The following is a 25,115-nucleotide window of genomic DNA, read 5'->3' as shown; positions in this document are numbered from 1 at the left end:
CCAATTTAAGTTTGTAAGTAATTTAACACACTCTCTAGCTTTTCTACACGCTTGCAAGTGTCAGATTTTAAGAGAAAAAATGAATAAAGACACGAAGAGTGTCGCAGAGAAAGATGCTTGTCTCTAAAGTAGAACTCTAAAAATTCCCCATTCGCAATAATAAGCCAATTAACCTTTAATGCATCCAGCATTACGGTGGTCATTTCGGCTTCCGCTTTTTGTAAAAATACCCATGACGCATCGGCCGAGACTAATTTATTGGGCGTTAAATCCGACATTTGCGCTGGCGATAACATATAACTACCAGCTGAATGGAAATGTAGATCTGAATCAAATGTCAGACGTTCAACATCGCTACCAGCCCAAGAATTAACCATTAATATTTGGTCATTACTTTTCAAGATCAAGCTGTTGTTTTTATTTTGTATCAAGTAGTCAGGCTTATTATCGTAGAGAAGTGTAGAAGAAAAGAGTAAGCACCAAATGCTGGTTAAGCTAAGAATGCCTCGCTTTAATGGGCTCTGATACACCCAGAATACGATCAAGAACAGCATTAAAATCCTTGGAAAATCGGTTGGAAAAGTTTCAAACGCTAACAGTGGCAGACGAAAAGCCACCCAGTTAATTAGCTCATCCACGTAATAAAGCAGCATTTCCAACAATTTATAGCAGTAGGTTGAGCCAATCAAAAAAGCCTCAAAGCAAGCCGATAGCCCCCATGGGAACCAAACAAAGGCCGCGAAAGGAATAAGCAACATATTGACTAACACTGATACGCTTGAGATTTCTTCTTGCCAGCCAAGAATCAAAACCATAGAAGCTGTGCTTAACATCATTTGCCCCATAAATAAGCGAGACAACTTAGCTGTTTGGCAATAGCCAATAAGCAAATACACCAGGCTAAATGAAAGCCATAACCCAGGACTTAAAATAGCTCTGGGGTTCGCTAAAAGCACCAACCATAAAGCAAATGTTATGATGCTATAGGCAGAAAAATGCAGTGATAACATGCGAGCAAATAAATACGCGCTCAACATTATGGAAGCTCTTACGACCGGTTCGCCCCAGTTTGTAAAATAGGCATAAGAAAATAATAGCGGAATGATTATTATGGCGTTGCAATGCCAGCGGGTTAATCCTGATAAGAGTATGCTTCCCGGAAGAAGCCGCCAAACCACCCTACTTACCAAGCTTCCGATTACAAACATAAATCCAGTATGCAGACCTGAAACGACAAAAAGATGCGCCAATCCTAATGTTCGGATCACCCAAGTGTCTTTTTGACTCCAAAGATCATTTTGCCCTAACAGCAAGGCTTTTGAAAAACGCCAAGAACTAAAGTCGGATAACTTTGAATCTAATGTCTCAAGAAGTTGGTCCCTTGGTGATGACCTTAGGCTGTCCAATCTTTGTATATCGTGCTCTGAAAGCTCCACTGTGATTTGAGCTACTTGCCGATTAATGTAAAGTTTTTTCTGCCACCAACTGCCTTCTTTGTCCGAGAGAATGACATTTTTGACAACGCCTTTGATGTATTCTGAGGATAGATCGTGCCTTGTTGCTTCGAACACCTTACCAAAGCGCAAATTAAAATTCTGATGTGTTCTTCGCTCTCCGCTCGGGGTGAAATACATAATTTCAACGGATTGCTTTTTAAAGGAGCCGGATTGCTCTGGGGGTAGGCTTCTAGAAGGGAACAGGGTTCTTTGCTGGAAATCTATAAAGACCACTTCTTGTGCATCAATCGGTATGGTCGATGGCTGTTTGCCCTCATGAAAAGCGAGAAACATTAAGGACACAAGTGTCAAAAATAGCACTAGGAAGCGCTTTGTCCATATTAAGTAGAGACACACCATTACGATATGAGTAGAATACACCCATAAATAATCGCTCGGCACCAATATGGCGCCCATCAATATGGACAAACTACTTAGTAACATAAGACCTCCTTGTCTTAAATTGCTAATTTTTCAATACCTGATTATGCCGAAGAATTATCTAAGAAAATTCATACCAAACCCTGAAAAGCTAAAACAAAGTAAAGCGCTGAATCTATTAGGGTCTCAAATTTATGAGGCTAACTTATGGCATTTGAACAGGAAATCCGTTGCTAGGGCATTTTTTAATGGCCTATTTTGGGCGTTTATTCCAATGCCTTTCCAAATGTTAGCATCGGCTTTATTAGCTATTCCTCTTAGAGCAAATATCCCCCTCTCGATAGCACTCGTTTGGATTACAAACCCGCTAACCATGCCTTTTGTATTCTATTTTAACTACAAAGTTGGCTCGCTTATTTTAGATCTGCATCACGACAAGAATTTTCACCTTTCCGTTGAGTGGATATGGGATAAAATGGAACACATATGGCTTCCACTTTATGTTGGATCCGTAGCCTCTGGACTGGTTGTCGGTGCCATCAGTTATGCTGTTATTTCCATACTGTGGCGTTTGCATGTCTTAAAGCGTTGGAAAGAGCGTAAAGCCCGTAATACTCCAGACAAAAAATAAGCCGAGAGTCGGAGTGCAACCTCCTCTCTCGACCTTCTTTAGAGCTTTCAATAAGATTACTTAAGTGGCTGCAAAGTCCCCTTTGATAATCTATAAGCCGAATCCATCCAGCTAAGCATTTTTTCATCATGCGTTACAACAAGAAACGCCATGCCGTAATTGACCTTTAGCTCATTAATCAGCTTTTGAATTTCCACGGACGTGGTTTCATCAAGATTACCTGTTGGTTCATCCATCAAAACACAAGCAGGACGATTGGCTAGCGCACGAGCAATGGCAACTCGCTGCCTTTCACCGCCAGATAGCTGTGACGGTTTGTGATGTAATCTGTCTTTTAGACCAACTTGCCCAAGTAATTCTTCACCTCGCTGATACGCTTCTTTTTTGTTCATTCCAGCAATCCACATAGGCATAAGAACATTTTCCAGTGCAGAAAATTCTGCGAGTAAATGATGAAACTGGTAAACAAAGCCCATTTCTTTGTTTCTCATCTTCGCCCGCTTAGCGTCTTTCATGCTGGACCAAGAAACATTCGCAAGCTTCACATCGCCTGTGGTTGCCAAGTCTAAGCCCGCCAACAAATTAAGTAAGGTGGTTTTGCCGGATCCAGATGCCCCCACGATTGCACAAGCCTCTCCTTTATTTAAAGAGAGCTCAATAGATTGGAAGACATCGACCACTTGCTTGCCATCTTGATATTGCTTCGACAATTGACGGCATTCCAAAACGATATTACTACTCATAGCGCAATGCCTCCGCGGGTTCTACTTTTGATGCTCGCCAAGCAGGATAAATTGTTGCGGCAACCGTCATGATAAAAGCAGAAGTAACAATTAATTCAACATCCGACCACTGGAGTTCAGACGGTAAATAGTTAATAAAATAAACATCTGAACTTAAGAATTGAACATTTAACAAGTTCTGTAATGCAGCAATCAGTTCACTCACATTCAATGCCAATGTCACGCCTAGCACAACGCCGATTAAGGTCCCTAGCATACCAATGAACATACCTTGAACAATAAACACCCACATAACTTGGGTAGAGGTTAGGCCCATAGTTCGCAGGATAGCGATGTCGTTACGCTTATCAGTTACAACCATTACTAAAGTGGAGACAATATTAAAAGCTGCGACCGCCACAATAAGAAGTAGCAACAGCCCTATCATGGTTTTTTCCATTTTTATTGCTTGGAAAAGACTACCGTGAGTGCGGGTCCAGTCACTGACTCTGTTTTGCCCAGGCACTTCTCTGGCTATATCCCAAATACGTGATGGTGCGACAAATAAGTCATCAAACGAAATTCTTAGCGCTTCCACTTCGTCAGTTTTGTAACGCTTCAATTTTGCGGCATCTTTAATGTTTATATAGGCTAAACTGCTATCCAGCTCTGCCCCAACCTCGAACGTACCGACAAGGGTAAAACGTTTTAAAACCGGTGCAACACCAGCAATCGAAACGTTTGCTTTTGGCAAAATCGCTGTCACCTTATCACCAATATCAACCCTTAGCATTTTGGCAAGTTGTGCGCCCAAGACAATCCCGAAGCTTGTGTCATCCAAGGCATCGAGAGAGCCTGAAGCCATGTTGTTACCAATGATAGACACTTTCTTTTCCATCTCTGGATTAATACCATTTAGTATGGCGCCATGAACACTTGAACCAGACTGAAACATAACTTGTGCTTGGGTGTGCGGCGCAACCCCAACAACATTTGGCATGGCTTCAACCAACATAGCTGTTTCTCGCCAATCATGTAAAACAGGGCTTCCCCACAAGGTAGCGTGTGGAACCATGCCTAAAATACGTTGGCGTAATTCACGATCAAACCCATTCATCACAGACAATACGGTGATTAAAACCATCACGCCCAAAGCGAGGCCTGCGATAGAGGAAAAACTGATAAATGAAATGAAATGATTTGAGCGCTTAGCACGGGCGTATCTAAGCCCGATAGCAACAGGTAGGAAATTAATCAATGTGTATCCTTGCATAGCAAAATGGAGGGAATATCCCTCCATTATAGATTTAATCGCCAAATTCGTTTAGGCGTCGAAATCGATACCTATACGACGACCAACATCTTCGTAAGCTTCGATAACGCCACCCAAGCCTTGACGAAAACGATCTTTATCAAGTTTTTCTTTGGTTTTCGCATCCCACAAACGGCAGCCATCTGGAGAGAACTCGTCACCTAATAAAACTTCACCTTTATATAGACCAAATTCTAATTTGTAATCAACTAGAATCATGCCGCCATCAGCAAAAATCTTTTTTAGTACATCATTTACTTTAAATGTAAGTTCTTTTGCTTTTGCCAAATCTGCCGCTTTTGCCCAGCCAAATGATTCAACATGAGATTCGTTGATCATTGGGTCACCCAAAGCATCATTTTTCAAAAACAATTCAAACGTTGGTGGTGATAATTCAATGCCTTCCTCAACACCTAAACGACGGCATAGACTGCCCGCAGCAACATTTCGTACGACACATTCAACCGGCATCATATCAAGGCATTTTACGAGCGACTCGGTATCACTTAAAAGCTTTTCAAAATGGGTTGGGATTCCAGCTTCTTGTAATTTGCTCATGATGAAAGCGTTAAACTTATTGTTCACCATGCCTTTACGATCAAGCTGCTCTATTCGCTTTCCGTCAAATGCTGAGGTGTCATCGCGAAATACTAGAACCATTTTGTCAGGGTCATCTGTACGAAATACAGATTTTGCCTTACCTGCATACAGCTCTTGTCGTTTTTCCATTGGAGAGTCTCCGGTCTTCTTTTATGAGGGGTTAATCTTAATTACTTTAAAAAGCGCTGAACTAAATGAAAGGATGTCACTTCTGGAGAATCCATAGCAGAAACATCAATCACTAAAAAATCACCCGCTTTTTGGCGTGAAATCTGATAAGGATATTCTCGCTTTTCCCAGCTAACATCATCAAGGTTTCGACGGTACACCTTAAACAATTTTTGTTCACTACCAGGAATGTTGAAGTCAACAACATCACCAATACGCGCAACCTCTTCTGCAGGGACTGGCGCTAGCATATTGTCTTGGTCTGGAATCAAATAAAGGCCAGCTGCATTTAATTTTGCTTCTATTTCCGATGCTGAAGAGTTTTTACCTAAATAAATGGCAAAGATTCCGCGATGGTCAACCCAAATAGGGAATGTAGTCTCTGAACCACGATTGGATAGATAAGCAGATGTTTGATTTAGTTGACGCCCTATGGTTCCCCAAAGACGCACTGCTACAGAATAGGCATCTTGGCTTTTAACAGGACTCATCCAGTTGCCTGCCTCTACCCCTTTTTGCTCTTCACGGTACTGAACGGATAATAATGTTTTACCTTCAACTTCGTTGAATGTAAAAGAAAACGCTGGGGTAGCTGGATAAACTCGAGTAATGCTACTCCATAATGAGCCCCACCAACCTTGTGGATCAAAATCAAATGGCACACTGACAATCTGATTTTCAGTTTGAGAAGCTATTGGTGAACCTGCACCATGCAGTGCGGTTAAAAAATCAGTCACAATACGCTTAGATTGGCTACTGTTGGCAGGAATTGAAAATTGAATCGCATCCGGCTTTTCAATCACATCAACGCCGACCATAGGGTAAAATATAAAAGGAGCACGCGGTGTCTCATAAGGTGTAACACCCTCTAAATCTGCAATAGTGTTTTCATTTGGTATAACCAAAACATCCTTTGCAGGTTGGGAGCCATCTGGCATCACGATGGGTGTTGTTGCAGTACTTTCTTTTTGATAATCATCTGAATGGTCAGTAAAAAAAGTACTGCAGCCAGATAGCAAAAATGCCACCGAGCTTGCACCGATTAACTGTAAAGCTAACTTGTTCATACTAATAAAACTCCAGCTTCTATCAATGCCTGTCGAACAGCTGGATGATGCTGCTCTGAAAGCGGGGTAAGAGGTAAGCGAATACCATCTTCACACAAACCCAATTGGCTGCACGCCCATTTTACTGGTATTGGGTTAGATTCTAAAAATAGGTTCGTATGCAGTGATGATATAGTGGTATCAATTGAGTGAGCTAGATCAGAATTGTTTGCTAACGCGGCTTCAGCAGCTTGCGCAACCGCTTTTGGTGCGACGTTTGCCGTAACGGATATATTGCCTTTACCGCCAAGAAGCATAAGAGATACGGCGGTTGGATCGTCACCTGAGTAAACAGCGAAATCATTTGGAAGCGCGTTAATTAACGCTTCTCCACGCTCCAAATTACCAGTGGCATCTTTGATTCCAACGATATTCGTAATGGATGAAAGACGTACGACTGTTTCATTTTGCATGTCACATGCAGTTCGACCCGGTACGTTGTAAAGAATCTGAGGAATTTCAACCGCTTCAGCAATGGCTTTAAAGTGCTGATACAAGCCTTCTTGAGTCGGTTTGTTGTAATAAGGTGTGACCAGCAAGCAAGCGTCAGCGCCTGCTTCTTTCGCACTTCGAGTAAGATCAATAGCTTCATGGGTAGCATTAGCGCCAGTCCCTGCAATAACTGGAACACGACCATTAACAGTATTCACTACTTGACGAATAACGTTGGCATGCTCTTCAGGCGTCAGAGTGGAAGACTCGCCTGTCGTTCCCACAGCAACAATGCCATGAGTCCCCTCATTTATATGGAACTCTATTAGATCATCTAATTTTTGGGTATCTACAGCGCCATCTGGTGACATAGGTGTGATAAGCGCAACTAAACTACCTGTGATCATTTCGAGTCTCCGTTAAAATTATAAGCGCGCCTATAGTAACGTCCAGACTCTTGATTAACAATAATTCGAGGACGTAAAGCAGGCGTAAATTCGTAAGAAACTCATGACAAGAGGATTTTTCACTAAGCCCTTGTTAAGATACTCTTTCTTAAGCTCATACATACAGAGCAAATATTAAACAAAATACCTACTATTAAATCCTATTAATGAAACAGAGAGCAGCCATATGACAATTGAAATTGGACAAATTGCACCAGATTTTAGTGCTAAAGATCAAAACGGCGATACGATCACTCTTAGTCAATTTAAAGGTAAGAAAGTCGTCTTATATTTTTACCCAAGAGATAATACGCCTGGCTGTACAGCTCAAGCCTGCGATTTGCGCGACAACTATCAGGCGCTTTTGGATCAAGGTTTTGTTGTTTTGGGCGTTAGCACCGATACAGAGAAAAAACACCAGAATTTTATCGAAAAATACGATCTACCATTTCCGTTAATTGCGGATACAGAAAAAGAGGTTCATGAACTATACGGGACTTGGCAGCTGAAGAAGTTTATGGGGCGAGAGTCTATGGGGACAGTAAGAACCACTTTTATTATCGATGAAAATGGCGTTATTTCCGACATCATCAGCAAAGTGAAAACCAAAGTTCACGCTGAGCAGATCCTAAAATAAGCCACAGAACAATGGCGCGAAAACACACGCGCCATTGTTTTACCAATCACTAGATCCCTCCACGAATCTCATCTCTAACTTCCATACGGTAAAAGTCCGCTAACAAGCTATGCAACTCTTTACTTAAAGGTGGCAAATTCGATGCCGCGGCATTGCGAACAACTTGTGAAGAGCGACTCGCACCAGCGATAATACTTGATACTTGTGGCTGATCTAAAATCCAACGTAGAGACACATCCAGTATATTGTGTTCTTCAGGTAGTTTTTCTTTCAGAGCTTCAACTAGAGCAATGCCTTTTTCAAATGGGATACCATTAAAGGTTTCACCTACATGAAATGCCGCACCATCTTTATTATATGATCGATGATCATGCTCACTAAAAGTATGATTGAGTCCCATTTTTCCTGTTAATAACCCGCTCGCCAGTGGCAAACGCACAATAATACCCACGTCATTTTTACTCGCTAGCGGTAACAATGAGTCTACTGCATCCTGACGGAACACATTAAACAGAATCTGCAAGCTGGCAATTTGGGGATGCTCACAGCAAAACTTTGCTTCATCCAACATCTCGACACTGGCGCCAAAGTGTTTGATTATGCCCTCTTGCTTAAAGTCTTCCATCCAAGCCAACAAGTCGCCTGAGAACAAGATATCTCTAGGCACGCAATGCAGTTGAGCCAAATCAACGGCTTCCACACCTAATCGTTTAGCGGAAGCCTGTAAGCTTTCTTTTACTTTCGCCTTGCTGTAACCATTTGGGTATAGCTCACTATTGCGACCAACTTTAGTAGCGATGATAGGTTGATTGCTTAACGTTTTTCGCCATTGCCCTATTCTTTGTTCACTTAAACCACCACCATATACGTCAGCGGTATCAAAAAAATGAATTCCTTCGTCCACTGCTGATTGTAAGATTGCGGCCGCTTCTTGATCTTCTACTGGACCAAAGTCATTGCCAAGCTGCCAGCATCCTAAGCCGATTTCCGATACTTCAAATCCTGTTTTCCCCAGTACCCGAGTTTTCATACATACTCCTACGATAAAGTTATTCGTGAATCCCTCTACTATACGAGCCTTTTAACTGTTTATAATTATCGATACATTAAAATGATTGTTTAATAGGGCTTAACAGTATGAATCCGCATTTTCCCGAAGGTATTCGCGAATTTTTAACCGTAGTTGAAGCGCAGAGCTTTTCGAAAGCGGCAGAACAACTTAACCTTTCGAGAGCGCGTGTTTCACAGATAATAAGCCGATTAGAAAAAGATATGGGCGTTCAATTGCTCTATAGATCGACTCGCTCGCTGTCATTATCTCCTGCTGGAGAAACCTTTTATCAATTGTCGCGCCAAGGAGTGAACCAACTGGAGCATGCTGTTTTGTCGGCACAGAATGCTCATTCGAGCATCGGAGGCCAAATCAGAATTAATTCAGTAGGAGGTTTGTTTGGTGAAGAAATACTTGCACCGATATTGATTCAGTTTATGAATGACAATCCGAAGATTGAAATTGAGCTTAGCTTTTCTAGTACACGAGAAGATTTAATTGAATCGCAATACGACCTTGTTGTTAGGATGGGGGCTTTAATGAATTCCAACCTAATTGGAAGAAAGCTCACCCGCTACACCAATCATCTTGTTGCCAGTCCAACGTATTTTGAAAACCAATCTAAGCCCCAGAGCCCGAAAGACTTGTTAGATCATGCGTTGATTAATGGTTCAGTAAAACGTTGGTCCTTCACCCATATCAGTAGCAAAGAGAAATACGATTTACCAGTGCAGGGAAAACTTAAGTGCTCAAATGGTTATGTGGTTAGACGAGCAACTCTAGATGGCGCTGGAATATCAAGACAACCAGCCTATTATGTAAAAGACGATATTGAGTCTGGCCGCTTGATAGAGTTACTACCAGACTGGCATATCCCTCATTCTGACGTAACTCTGCTTTACCCTAAGTCACGGAATATTAGCCTAAGAGTAAAAGCATTGGTGCACTATTTAATGGAAGCCTTTACTATGGACGCCTCCAAAAAATCATAGAGTCTATAAGGATTTATATGCTGTCGGCCTTGGCGAGTTCTCTCACCCCTATTTTGTTACTGATTTGTTTGGGGTTCTTCCTTGGAAAGAAAACAAACTATTTAGAGAGTCCATCACTAGGCGCTTTAGTGTCTAATTTAGGCTTACCAGCTTTGCTGCTTTACTCGGTTTTATCGATGCAAATGCAAGTTTTTAGCATGCTTAAAATCATCAGCGCTACCGTTTCTGTATTGGTCTTAGCTGGGGTTGTTTCTTTTATTTTTTTAAAATCACTAAAGCTTCCCACACAATTTTATCTTCCCCCGTTGGTTAACCCAAATACAGGCAACCTGGGCATTCCAATTGCTTATGCGTTATTTGGCAATGAAGGCATGGCTATTGCGGTTGTCATTTCATCGGTTGTCCAGATAAGCCACTTCACTTTAGGGGTTGGCTTTATGTCCGGTTCCTATAGTGTAAAGCAATTATTAAAAAATGGTCCTGTTATCGCCCTCGTTGTTGGCGCGTTATTCTTAAGCTTCAACCTGAGCTTACCTGCCCCTTTAATGAACACACTGAACATGCTCAGCCATATAACGCTACCAATAATGCTAATGTTATTAGGGAAGTCTCTGAGTAATCTATCGATTCAAGATGGCAAAAAAATATACCGAGCCGCTGCTCTATCTTTTTTTCGTCCCTTTGTTGGTGGCTTAAGTGCCATATTGGTTATTAGTGTCTTTCCGCTAACACACCTAGAAAGCTCTGTATTAGTTGTATTGAGCATGATGCCTGTTGCCGTGATCAGCTATATGCTGGCCACTAAATTCAAAGGGCCAACCGATGAAATTGCCCTTATGATACTTATTTCGCTGCCGTTATCACTTTGCTCAGCGGCCGCTGTTTGGTGGTTTTATTTATCTTAAGTTAAGTTTTCAACCATTCTAGAAAAGCTGAGACAGCGGGGTTGGGAGCATGTTGCTTTGATAAAACAATGTAATAGCCATTATCAGATTCTACGGTAAATTTTGGCAGTGAAACCAACACGCCATTTTGAATGTAGTCATCTAACAAGGGTGACCACCCCAAACCAACACCTTGGCCAGAAATCGCAGCCTGTACCAGTAAAGTATAATTATCAAACTCCATTACGGATTCTGAAGGCTGCCACAGCGAATCATTGAGTTGAAACAACTGGTCCCAGTCTACCCACTTTTGCCCCATATCAGCGTTCAATTTTAAAAGTGGTGCCGACACCAGGTCTGACAAATTATTAAATCCAGAGAATTCATTAAAAAGCTTTGGGCTGCACACTGGGTAGACGACTTCAGATAGCAGTTTTTCACTGTGATAACCTTGATACTGCCCTTCTCCAAATAAAATTGCCACATCAGCCTCAAGAGACACTAAATCCACTTCCGATTGAGAGGTTTGAATTCGAATATCAATATCTTTATGTAATCTGCGAAATTCGGGCAGTCTTGGCATCAACCAAAAAGCGGCAAAAGCAAAGTCCGTCGCAACGGTAATTCGCTGACTTTTCGGTTTTTGTTTAATTCTTTGCAGAACATCACGTAAGTCTCTCAAGCTAGACTGCGTCGTTTTTAATAAAATATATCCGGCATCAGTCAACACCACGCCACGGTATATTCTATCGAATAACATTACGCCGAGAGACTCCTCCAACCCTCTTATTTGCTGACTCACTGCTGGTTGAGTCGTACCAAGTTCCCGTGCAGCAGCGGTAAAACTCAATAGCCTTGCTGATGCTTCAAAAACGACGAGCGATTGCAACGGAGGAAGATCGAAATCATCTAACATAAGCTCAACTTATCCCATGTATAAAATTTCAGTGAGTTTACAATAACTTTTTGTTAGCGCAATCTCTATATAACAAGGCAATTTACTTTCATTTGCCTCTCTTTCACTTTTTACGCATTAGAGATAATCATGGCAGAAAAGAAACCAAACATCCTTTTTATTATGGCGGATCAGCTTGCTACCTCTGCCCTTCCTATTTATGGTAATCCGATTGTAAAAACACCGAATCTAAGCACTCTTGCTGAGCAAGGCGTGGTCTTTGACTCCGCCTATTGCAATAGCCCTCTTTGTGCACCGTCTCGATATGTTTTAATGACAGGACAACTACCAAGTAAAATTGGTGCTTTTGACAACGCTGCCGATTTCCCTGCAGACATTCCTACATTTGCTCACTACCTTCGCGCACAGAACTATAAAACAGCGCTCTCTGGCAAAATGCACTTCTGTGGACCAGATCAGCTACATGGGTTTGAAGAAAGACTTACGACAGATATTTATCCTGCTGATTATGGCTGGTTTCCCAATTGGGACGATTTAAAAACTCGCCCTACTTGGTACCACAATATGTCGTCTGTTACTCAAGCAGGACCTTGTGTTCGAAGCAACCAGTTAGACTTTGATGATGAGGTGGTTTTCCATGCTCAACGTTATTTATACGATTACGTAAGACGAGATCAAGACAGACCTTTCTGTCTAACCGTTTCGATGACTCACCCCCACGATCCGTATGCGATTCCACAAGAGTATTGGGATAGATACCGCGACGATGAGATAGACCTACCCAGAATAAAGATCCCTAAAGATCAGCAGGACCCGCATTCTTCCCGATTGCAAGAAGTGTATGCGTATCATGATCAAGAGCTTAGCGAACAACAGGTACGCAATGCCCGTCGCGCTTATTACGGTGCAATAAGCTATGTAGACGATAAAATAGGTATGCTTCTAAAAGCACTAAAAGAAACTGGCCTAGACGATAATACAATCATTGTTTTCTCAGGTGATCATGGCGATATGCTGGGAGAAAGAAACCTCTGGTACAAAATGTCCTTCTTTGAAGGCTCTGCCCGCGTCCCAATGATAGTTCACGCACCGACTCGTTTCTTGCCAAAACGAGTAAAAGAATCCGTTTCTACGATGGACTTATTGCCAACTTTTCTTGAAATGGCAACCAGCGTATCTGATCATGAATACGCCATGCCTATCCAAGGCAGAAGCTTAATACCTCATTTGGATGGGCAAAAAACCGGTCATGATGAGGTTATAGGGGAATATTTTGGAGAAGGCGCTATAGCGCCTTTGTTCATGATACGCCGCGGACCATACAAATACGTTCATTGCCATATCGATCCAGATCAATTGTTTGATTTAGAAAACGATCCTGATGAGCTTATCAATCTAGCTACCAACCCTAGCTACAAAGACATCCATGATAGTTTCAGACAAGAAGCTCTTGAGCGCTGGGATTCAGAGGCCTTAACGCAAGACGTTTTAATCAGTCAGCGTCGTCGACGTTTGGTGGTAAAAGCCATGAATATAGGCAAAAAGCTACCATGGGATCATCAACCTATTTTTGATAGCAGTGAAATGTACATGAGAAACCATATCGACTTGGACGATTTGGAGAGCCGATCACGTTTCCCTAAAGCAGAGTAAACATACTAATAATGTTCATCACAATAGGAGCAAAAAAATGAAAGTACTTTCTTTCAGTAGTACAGGACTCAGAGCCATTACCATGGCCAGTCTACTAACTGGTAGTGGTTTCGCCTTATCTGCCGAGCCGGAGCAATGCCAAAAAGTGACGCTTAGCGATCCAGGTTGGACGGATATTGGCGCTACTAATGGTGTAGCAACAACCCTACTAAAGGCAATGGGCTATGAAACTCAGGTATATTTATTAAGTGTTCCAGTAGGTTTTGAAAGTATCAAAAATGGTGAGATTGACGCATTTATGGGGAACTGGATGCCTGCTCAATCCGCCTTTATTGATAAATACAAAAACGATGTTGATGTTGTTCGAACTAACTTACAAGGCGTTAAATTCACTTTAGCTGTGCCTGAATACGTCTATGAAGCAGGAGTTAAAGACTTTTCTGACCTATCAGCGTTTGGAAAAGAGTTTCGTCATCGAGTATATGGTATTGACGCAGGGGCGCCAGCAAACCAAAAGCTTCAAAACATGATTGATACAAATGACTTTGGTCTTGGTGATTGGAAAGTGGTTGAGTCTGGCGAACAAGCCATGCTTTCGCAGGTAGCGAGAACCATCAAGCGCGATAACTTTATCGTCTTTCTTGCTTGGGAACCGCATCCAATGAACGTCAATTTTGATCTTAAATACTTAAGTGGTGGTGACAAATATTTTGGCCCAAATTATGGCGGCGCCACCATCAGAACCTTAACCCGCAAAGGCTATAGCAATGAATGCCCAAATGTTGGTAAATTGCTTAGCAATCTTGAATTTGGTTTGACCATGGAGAACGAAATCATCGCCTCAGACGAAAAACCAGAAAAAGCAGCGGCAGACTGGATAAAGGCACACCCGGAGGTGCTCGATAAATGGCTAGAAGGCGTCACTACATTTGATGGTAAACCAGCATTAGACACGGTTAAAAAACAGCTGACATCTATGTAATGTGTCACACAAGTTACTTTCTATAAGCTAATGTCAGAACCAAAAAAGCCGCATAATTATTAAATTATGCGGCTTTATAAATCTTCATGTCACACAGTTATTGACGTGTCAGACGATCATTTCCTAAAACAACAGGCGTAGAAGAGCGATAAGGATTAATATCTAACCCTCCGCGTCTAACATAACGCGCATATACCGTTAAGCTTTCAGGTCGACAGTGACGCATTATATCAATAAAAATTCGTTCGACGCATTGCTCATGAAAATCCGTATGCTCACGGAATGAGATCACATACCTAAGCAAACTCTCATGGTTAATTTTTGGCCCTTTGTAATCAATAAATACCGAACCCCAATCTGGCTGATTGGTAACCGGACAATTTGATTTCAAAAGATGACTCACTAACCGTTCTTCAACAATGCCCATAGATTCATCTATTGCCAGCAAGTCAGCATTAGGATGATATTCCGACACATCAATGTCTAAATCGTCTATGCAATAATCCGGCGTCAACACCACCAAAGATGACATAGAATCCACATCACGAATAATCACAGTGACTTCGGCTTGAGCAGCTTGAGAAAGATCACGCTCAAGAATGCCCTGCACTTCTTCTGCCGACTCATAACGCATTTGGTTTAACGAGTTTAAATACAGCTTAAATGATTTAGATTCTATAATATTTGGGGAATCACACGGCAAACGAAACTCAGCCAAAGCAACAATAGGCTTGCCCTTCAAGTTTAGCCATGAAAGCTCGTAAGCATTCCAAACATCCTCCCCATAGAATGGAAGGCGTTCAGATTCAATGCCCATTTCAGTCCATTTATCCACTCTTGCAATGGGGTAAAGCAACCCTGCATCGTATTCAGAAACATATTCTGTTTGCTGACCTAAGGGTAAAAAGCCCATATAACACTACCTCAACTTCTAATACCTTTGCCCTGATTGAGCAAACGCAGACCGAAACTAAACAACACAACAATAAACACACTCACAATAACCAAGGCCCAATATACGTTAATATCGGAAACTCCTAAGATGCCATATCGAAATGCGTTAACCATATAAAGCACAGGATTCAACATCGAAACAGACTGCCAAAAGTCCGGCAATAAATCGATGGAGTAAAACACGCCGCCCAAATACGTTAATGGCGTGAGTATAAAAGTTGGCACGATTGACACATCATCGAAACTTCTTGCGTATATCGCATTTACAAAGCCACCAAGAGAAAACATCACCGCGGTCAGGCACACAACCAAAATGGTTAAAAACAGATTCTCCAAAGCCAAATGGGTAAAGAATAAAGACAGCAAAGTGACAATAAGGCCAACACATAAACCGCGCGCAACACCTCCCAAAGTATAACCTAATAAGATCACCCAGTTTGGCGTAGGTGACACCAATAGCTCTTGCACGCTATGCTGGAACTTGGCAGAAAAGAAAGATGACGAAACGTTCGAATACGAGTTAGTGATTACTGCCATCATGATCAAGCCAGGAACAATGTATTGCATATAACTGAACCCGCCCATCTCACCAATACGGCCCCCAATCAAATTGCCAAAAATAGCAAAATACAATGACATAGTTATTGCGGGTGGTAGTAATGTTTGCGGCCATATACGAGTAAAACGACGTATTTCTCTTACAATAATGGTGTAAAATGCGACCCAAATTTCTGAGTTTTTCATCTTATTAGCCTTTAATTAATTTCACGAAGAGCTCTTCGAGTCGGTTAGATTTATTGCGCATACTAACAACGTTAATAGAGATATCATCGAGCGCTTTAAATATCGCATTAATCGATTGCCCTTTGACCACTTCTACTTCCAGTGTTGTTGCGTCTTTACTTACCGCAACGTTAAAGCCAGGCAGAGACCAATTGTCTGGCAAGTTGCTATCCAGATCTAAAATAAAGGTTTCTTGGTTAAGTGTTTTCAATAGCGCTTTTACACTTGTGTTTTCAACAATTTCACCAGCACTGATGATGGCAATATTTCGACACAACTGCTCTGCTTCTTCTAAATAATGAGTGGTTAGAATGATTGTCGTACCCTGCTCATTGAGTTTTTTAATGAACTCCCACATAGAGCGACGTAATTCTATATCAACACCGGCAGTTGGCTCATCTAAAATAAGTACTTCTGGCTCATGGATGAGCGCTCTTGCGATCATCAAACGGCGTTTCATGCCGCCAGAAAGCATGCGAGATTGTGAATCTTTTTTATCCCACAGATCCAACTGTTTGAGATATTTTTCAGCGCGTTTTTCAGCGACAGCACGTGTAATGCCATAGAACCCAGCTTGGGTGACGACAACATTAAAAACTGTCTCGAAAACATTGAAGTTAAACTCTTGCGGGACGACACCAAGAAACTGTTTTGCTTTTGCAAAATCCTTATCAATATCATTGCCAAAAATGGATACGCTGCCAGAAGTTTTGTTAACTAGGGAGCATAACACACCAATGGTGGTAGATTTTCCAGCACCATTAGGACCTAACAACGCAAAGAAATCTCCCTTTTCAACTTTTAAATCAATTCCTTTTAAGGCTTCAAATCCACCTTCATAACGTTTTTTAAGGTCACTAATTTCGATTGCATATGTCATAATTGAAATTCTCATACGGCATTGCCGACTAATTTAGTTACTTACTTGAATAGGGTTTTACGTGGAATCACGCACACAATACATACTTGACGCATTTGCAGATTTGCGCGAACGAATCGCAGAACATGACCCCTTTAATCAGCAAGAATTGGCAGAAGAAGAATTAGACTTCTTAGAAAAGTGGGATGACCTGACAAAAAAAATTCAGGAAAACACCCATGATTATACGTTTGATGCTCAAGAGATATTATCGCGTTTCATTCGTTGCTACGCAAACCTCGTCCCTTTGATAAAGCGCGAGCTACTGTGGTTTGTAGGTGGAGAATGCTTGCACTTTCTTGGTGACGAGGAAATCACATTATATCAACAGCTAGAAGACCACTTATACGAACTCGACAGTCAAAACCAAGACTACGATATTGCAAAAGAAATCAATACCTTACGTGGCATATCGAACCAAGTTCATTAATGATGATGTTTAACTGAAAAAGTCTAACTAGTCTTTAAGAAATTTTCTTAAAGACTAGTGTTCCATTCGTGCCACCAAAACCAAATGAGTTGTTAAGTACAACGTCAATTTTGCGTTTTTGCGGTGTACCTGAAACATAATTCAGGTCACATCCTTCACTAGGCTCTTCAAGGTTAATCGTAGGAGGAGCAACCTGATCACGAATCGCCAAAATTGAGAATATCGACTCTACCGCACCAGAGGCCCCCAGTAGATGACCAATCATCGACTTAGTCGAGCTAATAGCAACATCCGAAGCGTCATCACCCATTAGTGTTTTTACAGCTTGTGTTTCTGCCAAATCACCAGCGGGTGTTGATGTGCCATGAGCATTTATATAGTCAACATCCAAAGGGGTTAAATGAGCGTCTTTTAACGCAGCACTCATTGCCAAAAACGCACCTTCACCATTTTCTGGTGGAGCTGTCATGTGATAGGCATCATCGCTCATGCCAAAGCCTGCTAGCTCTGCATAAATAGTTGCGCCACGTGCAACGGCGTGTTCGTATTCTTCTAGGATCAAAATACCCGCGCCATCCCCCATAACAAAACCATCTCTGTTTTTGTCCCATGGGCGACTTGCTGTTTTAGGGTCATCGTTACGTGTTGATAACGCTCTTGCAGCACCAAAACCACCGATACCTAAAGGCGTAATTGCCATTTCGGCACCGCCAGCAATCATTACATCGGCATCGCCATAAGCGATCATCCGGCCTGCCATACCAATATTATGAGTACCAGTCGTACATGCTGTAACGATGGATATATTTGGTCCTTTAAAACCAAAACGAATCGCTACATGACCAGAAATCATATTGATAATCGCGCCTGGCACAAAAAAAGGAGAAATACGTTTTGGGCCAGACTCATTCAATAGCTCTAGGTTTTTCTCGATCATTGGCAATCCACCAATACCTGAACCTATAGCGCACCCAACACGGCTTAAATCGGCTGTGTCAGCGTTAAGATTGGCATCATCTAAAGCTTGTACAGCAGCAGCGATACCATATTGAATGAATAGATCCATCTTGCGGGCTTCTTTCACGCTCATATACTGAGTAGCGTCAAAACCATTTACTTGAGCCGCAAAACGAGTGGAAAACTGGCTGGCATCAAAAGAAGTGATATCCGATACACCACTCTTGCCTTCCAGGATATTATCCCACGTATCTTTCACATTATTGCCAAGGGGTGTCACCATTCCCATTCCTGTGACTACTACCCGACGACGAGACATAAGATTTCTCCAACAAATCGCTCTCATTCATTAAGAGCTATTAATAAGAAAAGCCGCTGTAACGAATACAAGCGGCTTTTCGGAAAACTCAGTTCACCAATATCTTACAAGTTAGCGTTGATGTAGTCGTTCGCTGCTTGTACGGTAGTGATTTTTTCTGCTTCTTCATCAGGAATTTCAGTATCAAATTCCTCTTCAAGAGCCATTACTAGCTCAACTGTATCTAGGGAATCTGCACCTAGGTCATCAACAAAAGATGCTGAAGCAACAACATCTTCTTCTTTAACGCCTAGTTGTTCACAAACGATTTTCTTAACGCGTTCTTCAATGCTACTCATTAGAAGTTCCTACTCTACTCATTAACAGCTCAGTGTGAGCATATTATAAAAATTCGATCACCTAAAAAAAGGTATGATTCTCGACATGAACCGGAGACGTATTTTCGTTGAATTAAACATAAAATTCAACTCAAATTACGACATATACATACCGCCATTGACATGCAATGTTTCACCGGTGATGTATGCAGCGCCATTTGACGCCAAAAAAGCAACAGCTGCTGCAATTTCTTCTGGTTGACCAAGACGTGATGAAGGCACTTTCTCGACCAATTTGGCCTTATGCTCTTCAGGTAACACCTTAGTCATATCTGTTTCAATGAAGCCTGGCGCGACACAGTTAACCGTAATGCCACGAGAAGCAATTTCAGCAGCCAAAGAGCGACTGAAACCTTCTAAACCGGCTTTTGCCGCTGAGTAATTTGTTTGGCCACCATTACCCATAGAGCCAACAACAGAGCTAATGCTAATAACACGACCAAATTTTGCTTTAGTCATGCCGCGTAAGCAAGCTTTTGTAACACGAAAAACAGAAGTTAGGTTAGTGTTGATCACTTGATCCCACTCATCTTCCTTCATGCGCATCATCAGGTTATCACGAGTGATACCGGCATTATTAACCAATACTGTTGGCGCACCATATTCTGCAGTGATTTCTTTAATCACATTATCAACAGATTCGCTTGAGGATACATCCAACACCCAGCCTTTACCGTTAGCGCCTAGATATTCGCTGATACTTTGTGCACCAGACTCACTGGTAGCTGTACCAATAACTGTAGCGCCCTGCTCGACCAATGCGGTAGCGATCGCTTTACCAATGCCACGAGTAGCCCCCGTGACTAGAGCAATTTTTCCTTCAAGACTCATGCTTGTCTCCAACTTTTTAATATACAAATCAATATAAAGCGATATTTAAACAGACAGCGCCGCTTCAAATCCAGCAACATCACCTAAAGACGATGCATCCAAGCCTTTTACTATTCGCTTATTAAGTCCACTCAATACTTTACCTGGGCCACATTCAATAGTTGATGTAACACCTAGCTCAGCAAGAAGCATAACAGATTGTGTCCATAAAACGGGTTCGCTCAACTGAGAAACCAAATTCGCCTTGATTACTACAGGATCAGAAACCGCTTGTGCTGTCACATTTTGAACCAAAACACAGTCCGGCTCACTAAACACAATTGACTCTAGTTTTTCAGCCAATTTTTCGCCAGCAGGAATCATTAATTCGCAATGAGACGGCACACTAACAGGCAAAGGTAACGCGCGCTTAGCACCGGCTTCTTTTGCATTGACCATTGCTGCTTCAACAGCGGCAACGTGACCTGCAATAACCACCTGACCTGGAGAGTTAAAATTCACAGCGCTCACGATGCCAGGAGCCGCTTCACAAGCAGCAACCACTTTATCATCATCAAGACCAATAATAGCCGCCATTGCGCCCTCACCAGCTGGTACGGCTTGCTGCATGTATTCACCACGCAACTTAACCAGTTCAACCGCATCGGCAAACTTAATAACACCAGCACACACAAGAGCCGAATACTCACCTAAACTATGGCCAGCCACATAAGCAGGTTTGGCACCGCCCTGTTGCTCCCAAAGACGCCACAAAGCCACACTTGCAGTAAGAAGTGCAGGTTGAGTTTTGTCTGTTTGGCTTAGTTTTTCAGCATCATTTTGTACAAGATCCCATAAATCGTAGCCAAGTACATCAGACGCCTCAGCGAACGTTTGCGCTATTATTTCGTGCTTCTCCGCTAGATCTGCCAGCATTCCCAACTGTTGAGAGCCCTGACCTGGAAAAACAAAAGCTAATTTAGTACTCATTTCACTTCCTCATTACAAAGACGCGCTTCAATAGCAGAACATAAGTCAGCTCGCGCAATATCAATTCCATACTCAATCGCACCAATCATAGCCGGCAAATCAGAACGACCATGACCTTTTACCAAATTGCCACGCACACCAATTAAACAAGCACCGTGTCTGCGCTCAGTTTGGTAAAAAGTCTCAAACAGCGACGAAGCGCCATTAATCTTTTTGAACTTACTCATCATAAAAGACAAAAGCCCTTCAGATGCTTTTAGTACAGCATTACCAACCATGCCATCACAAACAATGACGTTTTTATCGCCTTCAAACAACTCAGTGCCTTCAGCATACCCTAAATACGTCAGCCACTTATTGGCAGATAACAATCTATCCGTCTCACGAATAACAGCACTGCCCTTAGAGCTTTCAACACCGACGTTCAGCAGCCCAACCTTAGGCAGCTCATCACTTAACGCTTCTATGTAAGCAGCGCCTAACTCAGCGAAGCCAACCAACATAGAAGGAGGACAATGTACGTTTGCCCCCAAATCAACCAAACAACGCAAAGGGTTTGAGTGAAGTTCTCGAATTAAAGCCGGATAAAGCTTTGGCCTTAGGACGCCTAATATATGCCTGGCTAAAGCAACCATTGCGCCTGTGTTCCCAAGCGTTACAACCACATCTGATGTTTTCTGACTAAGTGCATTCAAAGATTGATAGAGTGAACTATCGCGTCGTTTGAATAAGGATAAGACTATTTCTTCGTCTCCATCAATAACATCAGAGCAAGAAATCAAAGATAAGCGTTCATGAGGTGCAGGAAGTTCCAGACCAGGATAAGGAGAATAATACGCAGTGATAAAAACATCATGATGACGAGAAAGAATATCGACCGCACCATCTAATGCAATGCGGGGACCTAAGTCCCCGCCCATAGCATCTAAAGCTACCCTGATCATGGGTATCTTAGTTACTCACCTTTAGGGGTGATAACTTGACGGCCACGGTAGAAACCATCTGCAGAAATGTGGTGACGACGGTGAAGTTCACCAGTTGTCTTTTCTACAGAAAGAGTTGGACCAGTCAAGGCATCGTGTGAACGACGCTGACCGCGACGTGAACGAGTAACTTTACTTTTTTGTACTGCCATTTTTTGGAGCTCCTAACTTTACTTGGCCTTTAATTGGGCCAATATACTAAATGGATTCGGTTTTTCGTCATCCGGTGCGTCATCGGTAGACGAGGCATACTTTACAGCTGTTGGGTTGCAACCACTTTCTTCGTGATAAGCGACAATTGGTAAGGCAAGTATAATTTCTTGCTCTACCATATCTGCTAAAATTACTTCACCATCGGTCATGACAACAGGATCGTAACTGTTCGGTAGATTCTTAGCATGATCTTCGTCATAGACAAAACCAAGCGACAAATCTAACGCCAGATCATGTGAAACAGCTCCCATGCAACGTTGACAAACAACTTGCACTTGAGCCTTTAATGATCCGGTAGCAATATAACGCCTATCCTCATCAACTCTAAAGTCTAGATGAATAAATGCATTACCCTCATCAGAGGCTAATATAGCACAAAGCTCCTCAAATTGATTGAGGGGCACGTTCCCTTCAAAGGACATCTCGTTATGAGCGTACTTTCGTGGGTCAAAATATTTAGGTAATGAGTCATTCAACATGGCGGGGAATAATATTGCCAAGCACCCTCTTTGTCAAAGTCTAAGTGCCGTTAAAGCGGCTTTTTTTAGAAAATTAAGCTTTTCAAAGAGAAAAAAAGTAAAATGTCGACAAACCAGAACAAAACGGCCAAGAAACAATGCAAAAAAAAATTATTTTAGGTTCTTCTTCACCTTATCGTAAGGCACTTTTAGAGAGGCTAAATCTGCCTTTTGATAGCCACTCTCCAAACATAGATGAAAGCCCACTTAGCGAAGAATCCGCACAAAACCTTGTTCAACGCCTTACAATCGCAAAAGCAAAAGCCGTACACCAAGAGCGTATGACAAAAGGCCTAACTAATGATGCTTTGATTATTGCATCTGACCAAGTCGCTGTACTGAATTCTACTATTTTAGGCAAACCCCATACGCAAGCAAACGCAATAAAGCAGCTAGCCTCATTCAGCGGACAAAAAGTGAGCTTTTTAACTGGGCTCTGTCTTTTCGACCAAGAAAGCCAGACATACCAATACGAGCTAAATGAGTTCCATGTTTACTTCCGGCAGTTGACTCATCAGGAAATCAGCAACTATGTTGCCATCGAGCAGCCTCTAGACTGTGCAGGTAGTTTTAAGTGCGAGGGATTAGGAGTGTGTTTGTTTGATAAAATGGAAGGGGATGATCCGACTAGTCTCATCGGCCTCCCCCTTATTATGCTGTCTAAGTTTCTTAGGAACTCAGGTGTCAACCCGCTTTCTTAATAGCCTTTAGGAAATGAATGATAGCTGGACACTGGTGATTCAAGACCATCAATAGCGTTTAAAGTGACGTCATAACCGAATTCAATCAATTCTTTGGCCCGCCAAAACTCATAAAAGCCAGAGATGTCTTTTGGAATTGAAATCAACAAGTCTGGCGGATAGCCTGCCAACTTGTACTGAGTTAACGACTCTTGCATTGTTTCAAACATCATATTGATCGTCTGCAAACGTCCCCAGCTTTCTGGGGAGTATTTAGCCTTATCAGACTCTTTCCCCTTCGCAAAAAAGTCTTTTGTGCTATGCCACCAGGCAGGCCCTGTCGCGGCTGTCTGAGATTCTTTATCCAACAACGCTTCCGCGGGGCCATTAAGATCCACGGCGACGATATAATCTGCACCAGCTGGTACAGCAGGAATAATAGGCAAAGGGTTTAATACGCCGCCATCAACATACATCCTGCCATTAAACTCCACAGGAGAAACAAGCGATGGTATCGCCGAAGATGCCCGCATAGCGCTGATTAAGTCCCCTCTTTGGAACCAAAATTCCTTTTGATTGAGTAAATCAACAGCAACAGAGGTGTAATCTATGGGTAGCGATTCAATAGTTGGCGTTGCAATGATTTCCTGAATTTTCTCAAAAAATCGATCGCCTTTTACATAGCCGCCTTTTAGAAGTGACATATCTAACAAGCGCAGAACATTCATCCGATCTAGAGACTCTGCCCACTCACGATATTCGGATAATTTACCAGCTGCATACACACCACCGACTATCGCACCTATTGAACAACCAGAAATGCTAATAATCTCATATCCACGCTCTTCGAAAGCCTGAATTACACCAATATGCGCGTGACCTCGAGCGGCACCACTCCCTAAAACAAGCGCAACTGTCCCTTTTTTTGAGCTCACTACTACCACCTAACGACGAACATAAACAAAAGAAATTCGGTTTACACCTAGCGCCTCTCGACCAAGGTCTGCCAAATTAATAAAACGCACCCGTGATTGTAGACGCTCGCCTATGCCTGCAGACACCTGTGAAATTAATCTATCTCCCGCTTCGATTGAAGTAAAAAGATTGCTTTTTTCACTCGTAACAAAGCCTACGACATTCTGTCCAGCAGGCAAGCTACTAATAAAACGACGAATACGAGGAATGTCATTAACATCCATTTGAGCAACAATATTTATTGACGTGTCTTGTCCCTCAGTGGATTTCACCTCATCTAGGCGGATCATTACATCACCAGCGCCACGACGATTTATATACAAAACCTGATAGATATCTTGCTGATCTTGCACGACCAATAAATATTGACTGCTGTCCGATCCATACAACAAATAATCCTGAAAGAAATTATTTGCCCACGCATTACTGCTTCCGCAACTACGGCTTTCACATTCAAATAAAACATTGCGACCGCTAGATAACATCTGACTTCGGTAATGTTCATATACGTCAGGTAAAAGCGCATTTCGGTTTACTTTATATAGGGAAGAAAAATACTCGCCCTGTAAACGAATGACCGACTCTGGCTCCCAGCCACTCCCGGCTCTGCGTATTTTACTCAGAGGAATTTCAACTAACTCTTCAGATTTAGAATAGCTTTTAACCAATTGAGCATCACGATAAGGCTCGACATCCAACAAAGCCGCGAAAGAAGCACTACTGCCTAACAGTAAAGAACAAAAAATTCCACGAAACCTAACCATATTACCTTCCCATCACCCTAGTACAGGGCGTATT

At 42.2% G+C, this 25,115-nt stretch carries 28 protein-coding genes; 8 read left to right on the top strand and 20 right to left on the bottom strand.

Annotated elements, in window-relative coordinates:
• Nucleotides 1–5 precede the first annotated feature (5 nt).
• Complete coding sequence (locus DFP75_RS04030) at nucleotides 6–1,940, bottom strand: ComEC/Rec2 family competence protein (protein WP_110572444.1); 1,935 nt, start codon at nucleotides 1,938–1,940, stop codon at nucleotides 6–8.
• Here DFP75_RS04030 and DFP75_RS04025 point away from each other — a divergent pair.
• Nucleotides 1,918–2,508, top strand: a complete 591-nt coding sequence (locus DFP75_RS04025) for a DUF2062 domain-containing protein (protein WP_342767490.1) — start codon at nucleotides 1,918–1,920, stop codon at nucleotides 2,506–2,508. The genes DFP75_RS04030 and DFP75_RS04025 overlap by 23 nt on opposite strands.
• Nucleotides 2,509–2,564: 56 nt before the next feature.
• Here DFP75_RS04025 and DFP75_RS04020 read toward each other — a convergent pair whose 3' ends face one another.
• The 5 genes from DFP75_RS04020 to dapA all read right to left on the bottom strand — a co-directional run bounded on the left by DFP75_RS04020 (nucleotide 2,565) and on the right by dapA (nucleotide 7,255).
• A complete protein-coding gene (locus tag DFP75_RS04020) occupies nucleotides 2,565–3,251 on the bottom strand; it encodes an ABC transporter ATP-binding protein (protein ID WP_110572442.1) in 687 nt (228 codons plus the stop codon).
• Nucleotides 3,244–4,488, bottom strand: a complete 1,245-nt coding sequence (locus tag DFP75_RS04015; RefSeq protein ID WP_110572845.1) for a lipoprotein-releasing ABC transporter permease subunit — start codon at nucleotides 4,486–4,488, stop codon at nucleotides 3,244–3,246. The genes DFP75_RS04020 and DFP75_RS04015 overlap by 8 nt, the downstream gene beginning before the upstream one ends.
• A gap of 66 nt (nucleotides 4,489–4,554) precedes the next feature.
• Nucleotides 4,555–5,271 carry a phosphoribosylaminoimidazolesuccinocarboxamide synthase gene (gene purC / locus DFP75_RS04010; protein ID WP_110572440.1) on the bottom strand — a complete coding sequence of 239 codons (717 nt, stop codon included), beginning with the start codon at nucleotides 5,269–5,271 and terminating at the stop codon, nucleotides 4,555–4,557.
• Nucleotides 5,272–5,312: 41 nt separating this feature from the next.
• The gene (locus DFP75_RS04005; protein WP_110572438.1) at nucleotides 5,313–6,377 is read right to left on the bottom strand and encodes a hypothetical protein; all 1,065 of its coding nucleotides are present in this window, start codon (nucleotides 6,375–6,377) and stop codon (nucleotides 5,313–5,315) included.
• Nucleotides 6,374–7,255 (bottom strand): 4-hydroxy-tetrahydrodipicolinate synthase, encoded by an 882-nt coding sequence (gene dapA, locus DFP75_RS04000; RefSeq protein WP_110572436.1) that lies wholly within the window; start codon nucleotides 7,253–7,255, stop codon nucleotides 6,374–6,376. The genes DFP75_RS04005 and dapA overlap by 4 nt, the downstream gene beginning before the upstream one ends.
• A 226-nt stretch (nucleotides 7,256–7,481) precedes the next feature.
• On the opposite strand from dapA, the gene bcp reads away from it, so the two are divergent.
• Entirely contained in the window at nucleotides 7,482–7,931 is a 450-nt protein-coding gene (gene bcp, locus DFP75_RS03995) for a thioredoxin-dependent thiol peroxidase (protein WP_110572434.1), read from the top strand.
• 49 nt (nucleotides 7,932–7,980) lie between these two features.
• Here the strand turns inward: bcp and DFP75_RS03990 are convergent, their stop codons facing one another.
• The gene (locus DFP75_RS03990; protein ID WP_110572432.1) at nucleotides 7,981–8,961 is read right to left on the bottom strand and encodes an aldo/keto reductase; all 981 of its coding nucleotides are present in this window, start codon (nucleotides 8,959–8,961) and stop codon (nucleotides 7,981–7,983) included.
• Nucleotides 8,962–9,068: 107 nt separating this feature from the next.
• Here DFP75_RS03990 and DFP75_RS03985 point away from each other — a divergent pair, with 107 nt between their 5' ends.
• Nucleotides 9,069–9,974 (top strand): LysR family transcriptional regulator, encoded by a 906-nt coding sequence (locus DFP75_RS03985; RefSeq protein WP_110572430.1) that lies wholly within the window; start codon nucleotides 9,069–9,071, stop codon nucleotides 9,972–9,974.
• 17 nt (nucleotides 9,975–9,991) lie between these two features.
• A complete protein-coding gene (locus DFP75_RS03980; RefSeq protein ID WP_110572428.1) occupies nucleotides 9,992–10,879 on the top strand; it encodes an AEC family transporter in 888 nt (295 codons plus the stop codon).
• Between the two features lies 1 nt (nucleotide 10,880).
• Here the strand turns inward: DFP75_RS03980 and DFP75_RS03975 are convergent, their stop codons facing one another.
• The gene (locus DFP75_RS03975; protein ID WP_110572426.1) at nucleotides 10,881–11,774 is read right to left on the bottom strand and encodes a choline sulfate utilization transcriptional regulator; all 894 of its coding nucleotides are present in this window, start codon (nucleotides 11,772–11,774) and stop codon (nucleotides 10,881–10,883) included.
• Between the two features lie 129 nt (nucleotides 11,775–11,903).
• Here DFP75_RS03975 and betC point away from each other — a divergent pair, with 129 nt between their 5' ends.
• Both betC and choX read left to right on the top strand, forming a co-directional pair.
• Nucleotides 11,904–13,427 carry a choline-sulfatase gene (betC, locus tag DFP75_RS03970; RefSeq protein ID WP_110572424.1) on the top strand — a complete coding sequence of 508 codons (1,524 nt, stop codon included), beginning with the start codon at nucleotides 11,904–11,906 and terminating at the stop codon, nucleotides 13,425–13,427.
• A 37-nt stretch (nucleotides 13,428–13,464) separates the two neighbouring features.
• On the top strand, nucleotides 13,465–14,409 hold the full coding sequence (gene choX / locus DFP75_RS03965) for a choline ABC transporter substrate-binding protein (protein ID WP_110572422.1): 945 nt from the start codon (nucleotides 13,465–13,467) through the stop codon (nucleotides 14,407–14,409).
• 97 nt (nucleotides 14,410–14,506) lie between these two features.
• Here choX and queF read toward each other — a convergent pair whose 3' ends face one another.
• The 3 genes from queF to DFP75_RS03950 are packed head-to-tail and all read right to left on the bottom strand — an operon-like array spanning nucleotide 14,507 to nucleotide 17,026.
• Nucleotides 14,507–15,322: an NADPH-dependent 7-cyano-7-deazaguanine reductase QueF gene (queF, locus tag DFP75_RS03960; protein ID WP_110572420.1), complete on the bottom strand. Its 816-nt coding sequence runs from the start codon at nucleotides 15,320–15,322 to the stop codon at nucleotides 14,507–14,509.
• 11 nt (nucleotides 15,323–15,333) lie between these two features.
• Nucleotides 15,334–16,107, bottom strand: coding sequence for an ABC transporter permease (locus DFP75_RS03955; RefSeq protein WP_110572418.1), 774 nt, complete (start codon nucleotides 16,105–16,107; stop codon nucleotides 15,334–15,336).
• Between the two features lie 4 nt (nucleotides 16,108–16,111).
• Nucleotides 16,112–17,026 carry an ABC transporter ATP-binding protein gene (locus DFP75_RS03950; RefSeq protein WP_110572417.1) on the bottom strand — a complete coding sequence of 305 codons (915 nt, stop codon included), beginning with the start codon at nucleotides 17,024–17,026 and terminating at the stop codon, nucleotides 16,112–16,114.
• A 61-nt stretch (nucleotides 17,027–17,087) separates the two neighbouring features.
• On the opposite strand from DFP75_RS03950, the gene DFP75_RS03945 reads away from it, so the two are divergent.
• A complete protein-coding gene (locus tag DFP75_RS03945; protein ID WP_110572415.1) occupies nucleotides 17,088–17,495 on the top strand; it encodes a PA2817 family protein in 408 nt (135 codons plus the stop codon).
• A 34-nt stretch (nucleotides 17,496–17,529) separates the two neighbouring features.
• On the opposite strand, the gene fabF is transcribed toward DFP75_RS03945, so the two are convergent.
• From fabF to DFP75_RS03910, 7 genes are all read right to left on the bottom strand, one after another.
• Nucleotides 17,530–18,771: a beta-ketoacyl-ACP synthase II gene (gene fabF, locus DFP75_RS03940; RefSeq protein WP_110572413.1), complete on the bottom strand. Its 1,242-nt coding sequence runs from the start codon at nucleotides 18,769–18,771 to the stop codon at nucleotides 17,530–17,532.
• A 104-nt stretch (nucleotides 18,772–18,875) separates the two neighbouring features.
• Complete coding sequence (acpP, locus tag DFP75_RS03935) at nucleotides 18,876–19,109, bottom strand: acyl carrier protein (RefSeq protein ID WP_012069834.1); 234 nt, start codon at nucleotides 19,107–19,109, stop codon at nucleotides 18,876–18,878.
• Nucleotides 19,110–19,244: 135 nt separating this feature from the next.
• A complete protein-coding gene (fabG, locus tag DFP75_RS03930; RefSeq protein WP_110572411.1) occupies nucleotides 19,245–19,979 on the bottom strand; it encodes a 3-oxoacyl-ACP reductase FabG in 735 nt (244 codons plus the stop codon).
• A gap of 45 nt (nucleotides 19,980–20,024) precedes the next feature.
• The gene (gene fabD / locus DFP75_RS03925) at nucleotides 20,025–20,948 is read right to left on the bottom strand and encodes an ACP S-malonyltransferase (RefSeq protein ID WP_110572409.1); all 924 of its coding nucleotides are present in this window, start codon (nucleotides 20,946–20,948) and stop codon (nucleotides 20,025–20,027) included.
• Nucleotides 20,945–21,892, bottom strand: a complete 948-nt coding sequence (locus DFP75_RS03920; RefSeq protein WP_110572407.1) for a fatty acid synthesis protein — start codon at nucleotides 21,890–21,892, stop codon at nucleotides 20,945–20,947. The genes fabD and DFP75_RS03920 overlap by 4 nt, the downstream gene beginning before the upstream one ends.
• Before the next feature lie 11 nt (nucleotides 21,893–21,903).
• Nucleotides 21,904–22,083: a 50S ribosomal protein L32 gene (gene rpmF, locus DFP75_RS03915; protein WP_072839128.1), complete on the bottom strand. Its 180-nt coding sequence runs from the start codon at nucleotides 22,081–22,083 to the stop codon at nucleotides 21,904–21,906.
• Between the two features lie 18 nt (nucleotides 22,084–22,101).
• A complete protein-coding gene (locus DFP75_RS03910) occupies nucleotides 22,102–22,644 on the bottom strand; it encodes a YceD family protein (RefSeq protein WP_245926956.1) in 543 nt (180 codons plus the stop codon).
• A 116-nt stretch (nucleotides 22,645–22,760) separates the two neighbouring features.
• Between DFP75_RS03910 and DFP75_RS03905 the strand changes: the two genes are divergently transcribed.
• A complete protein-coding gene (locus tag DFP75_RS03905) occupies nucleotides 22,761–23,363 on the top strand; it encodes a Maf family protein (protein WP_110572405.1) in 603 nt (200 codons plus the stop codon).
• Here the strand turns inward: DFP75_RS03905 and DFP75_RS03900 are convergent.
• Nucleotides 23,360–24,277 (bottom strand): patatin-like phospholipase family protein, encoded by a 918-nt coding sequence (locus DFP75_RS03900; protein ID WP_110572403.1) that lies wholly within the window; start codon nucleotides 24,275–24,277, stop codon nucleotides 23,360–23,362. The genes DFP75_RS03905 and DFP75_RS03900 overlap by 4 nt on opposite strands.
• A gap of 9 nt (nucleotides 24,278–24,286) precedes the next feature.
• On the bottom strand, nucleotides 24,287–25,081 hold the full coding sequence (locus DFP75_RS03895; RefSeq protein ID WP_110572401.1) for a DUF4892 domain-containing protein: 795 nt from the start codon (nucleotides 25,079–25,081) through the stop codon (nucleotides 24,287–24,289).
• Between the last annotated feature and the right edge of the window lie 34 nt (nucleotides 25,082–25,115).

Source organism: Marinomonas alcarazii, from assembly GCF_003208215.1.
Taxonomy (GTDB): Bacteria; Pseudomonadota; Gammaproteobacteria; order Pseudomonadales; family Marinomonadaceae; genus Marinomonas; species Marinomonas alcarazii.
The sequence above is the reverse complement of the archived record's forward strand: the minus strand, read 5'-3'. Positions and strand labels throughout refer to the sequence as shown.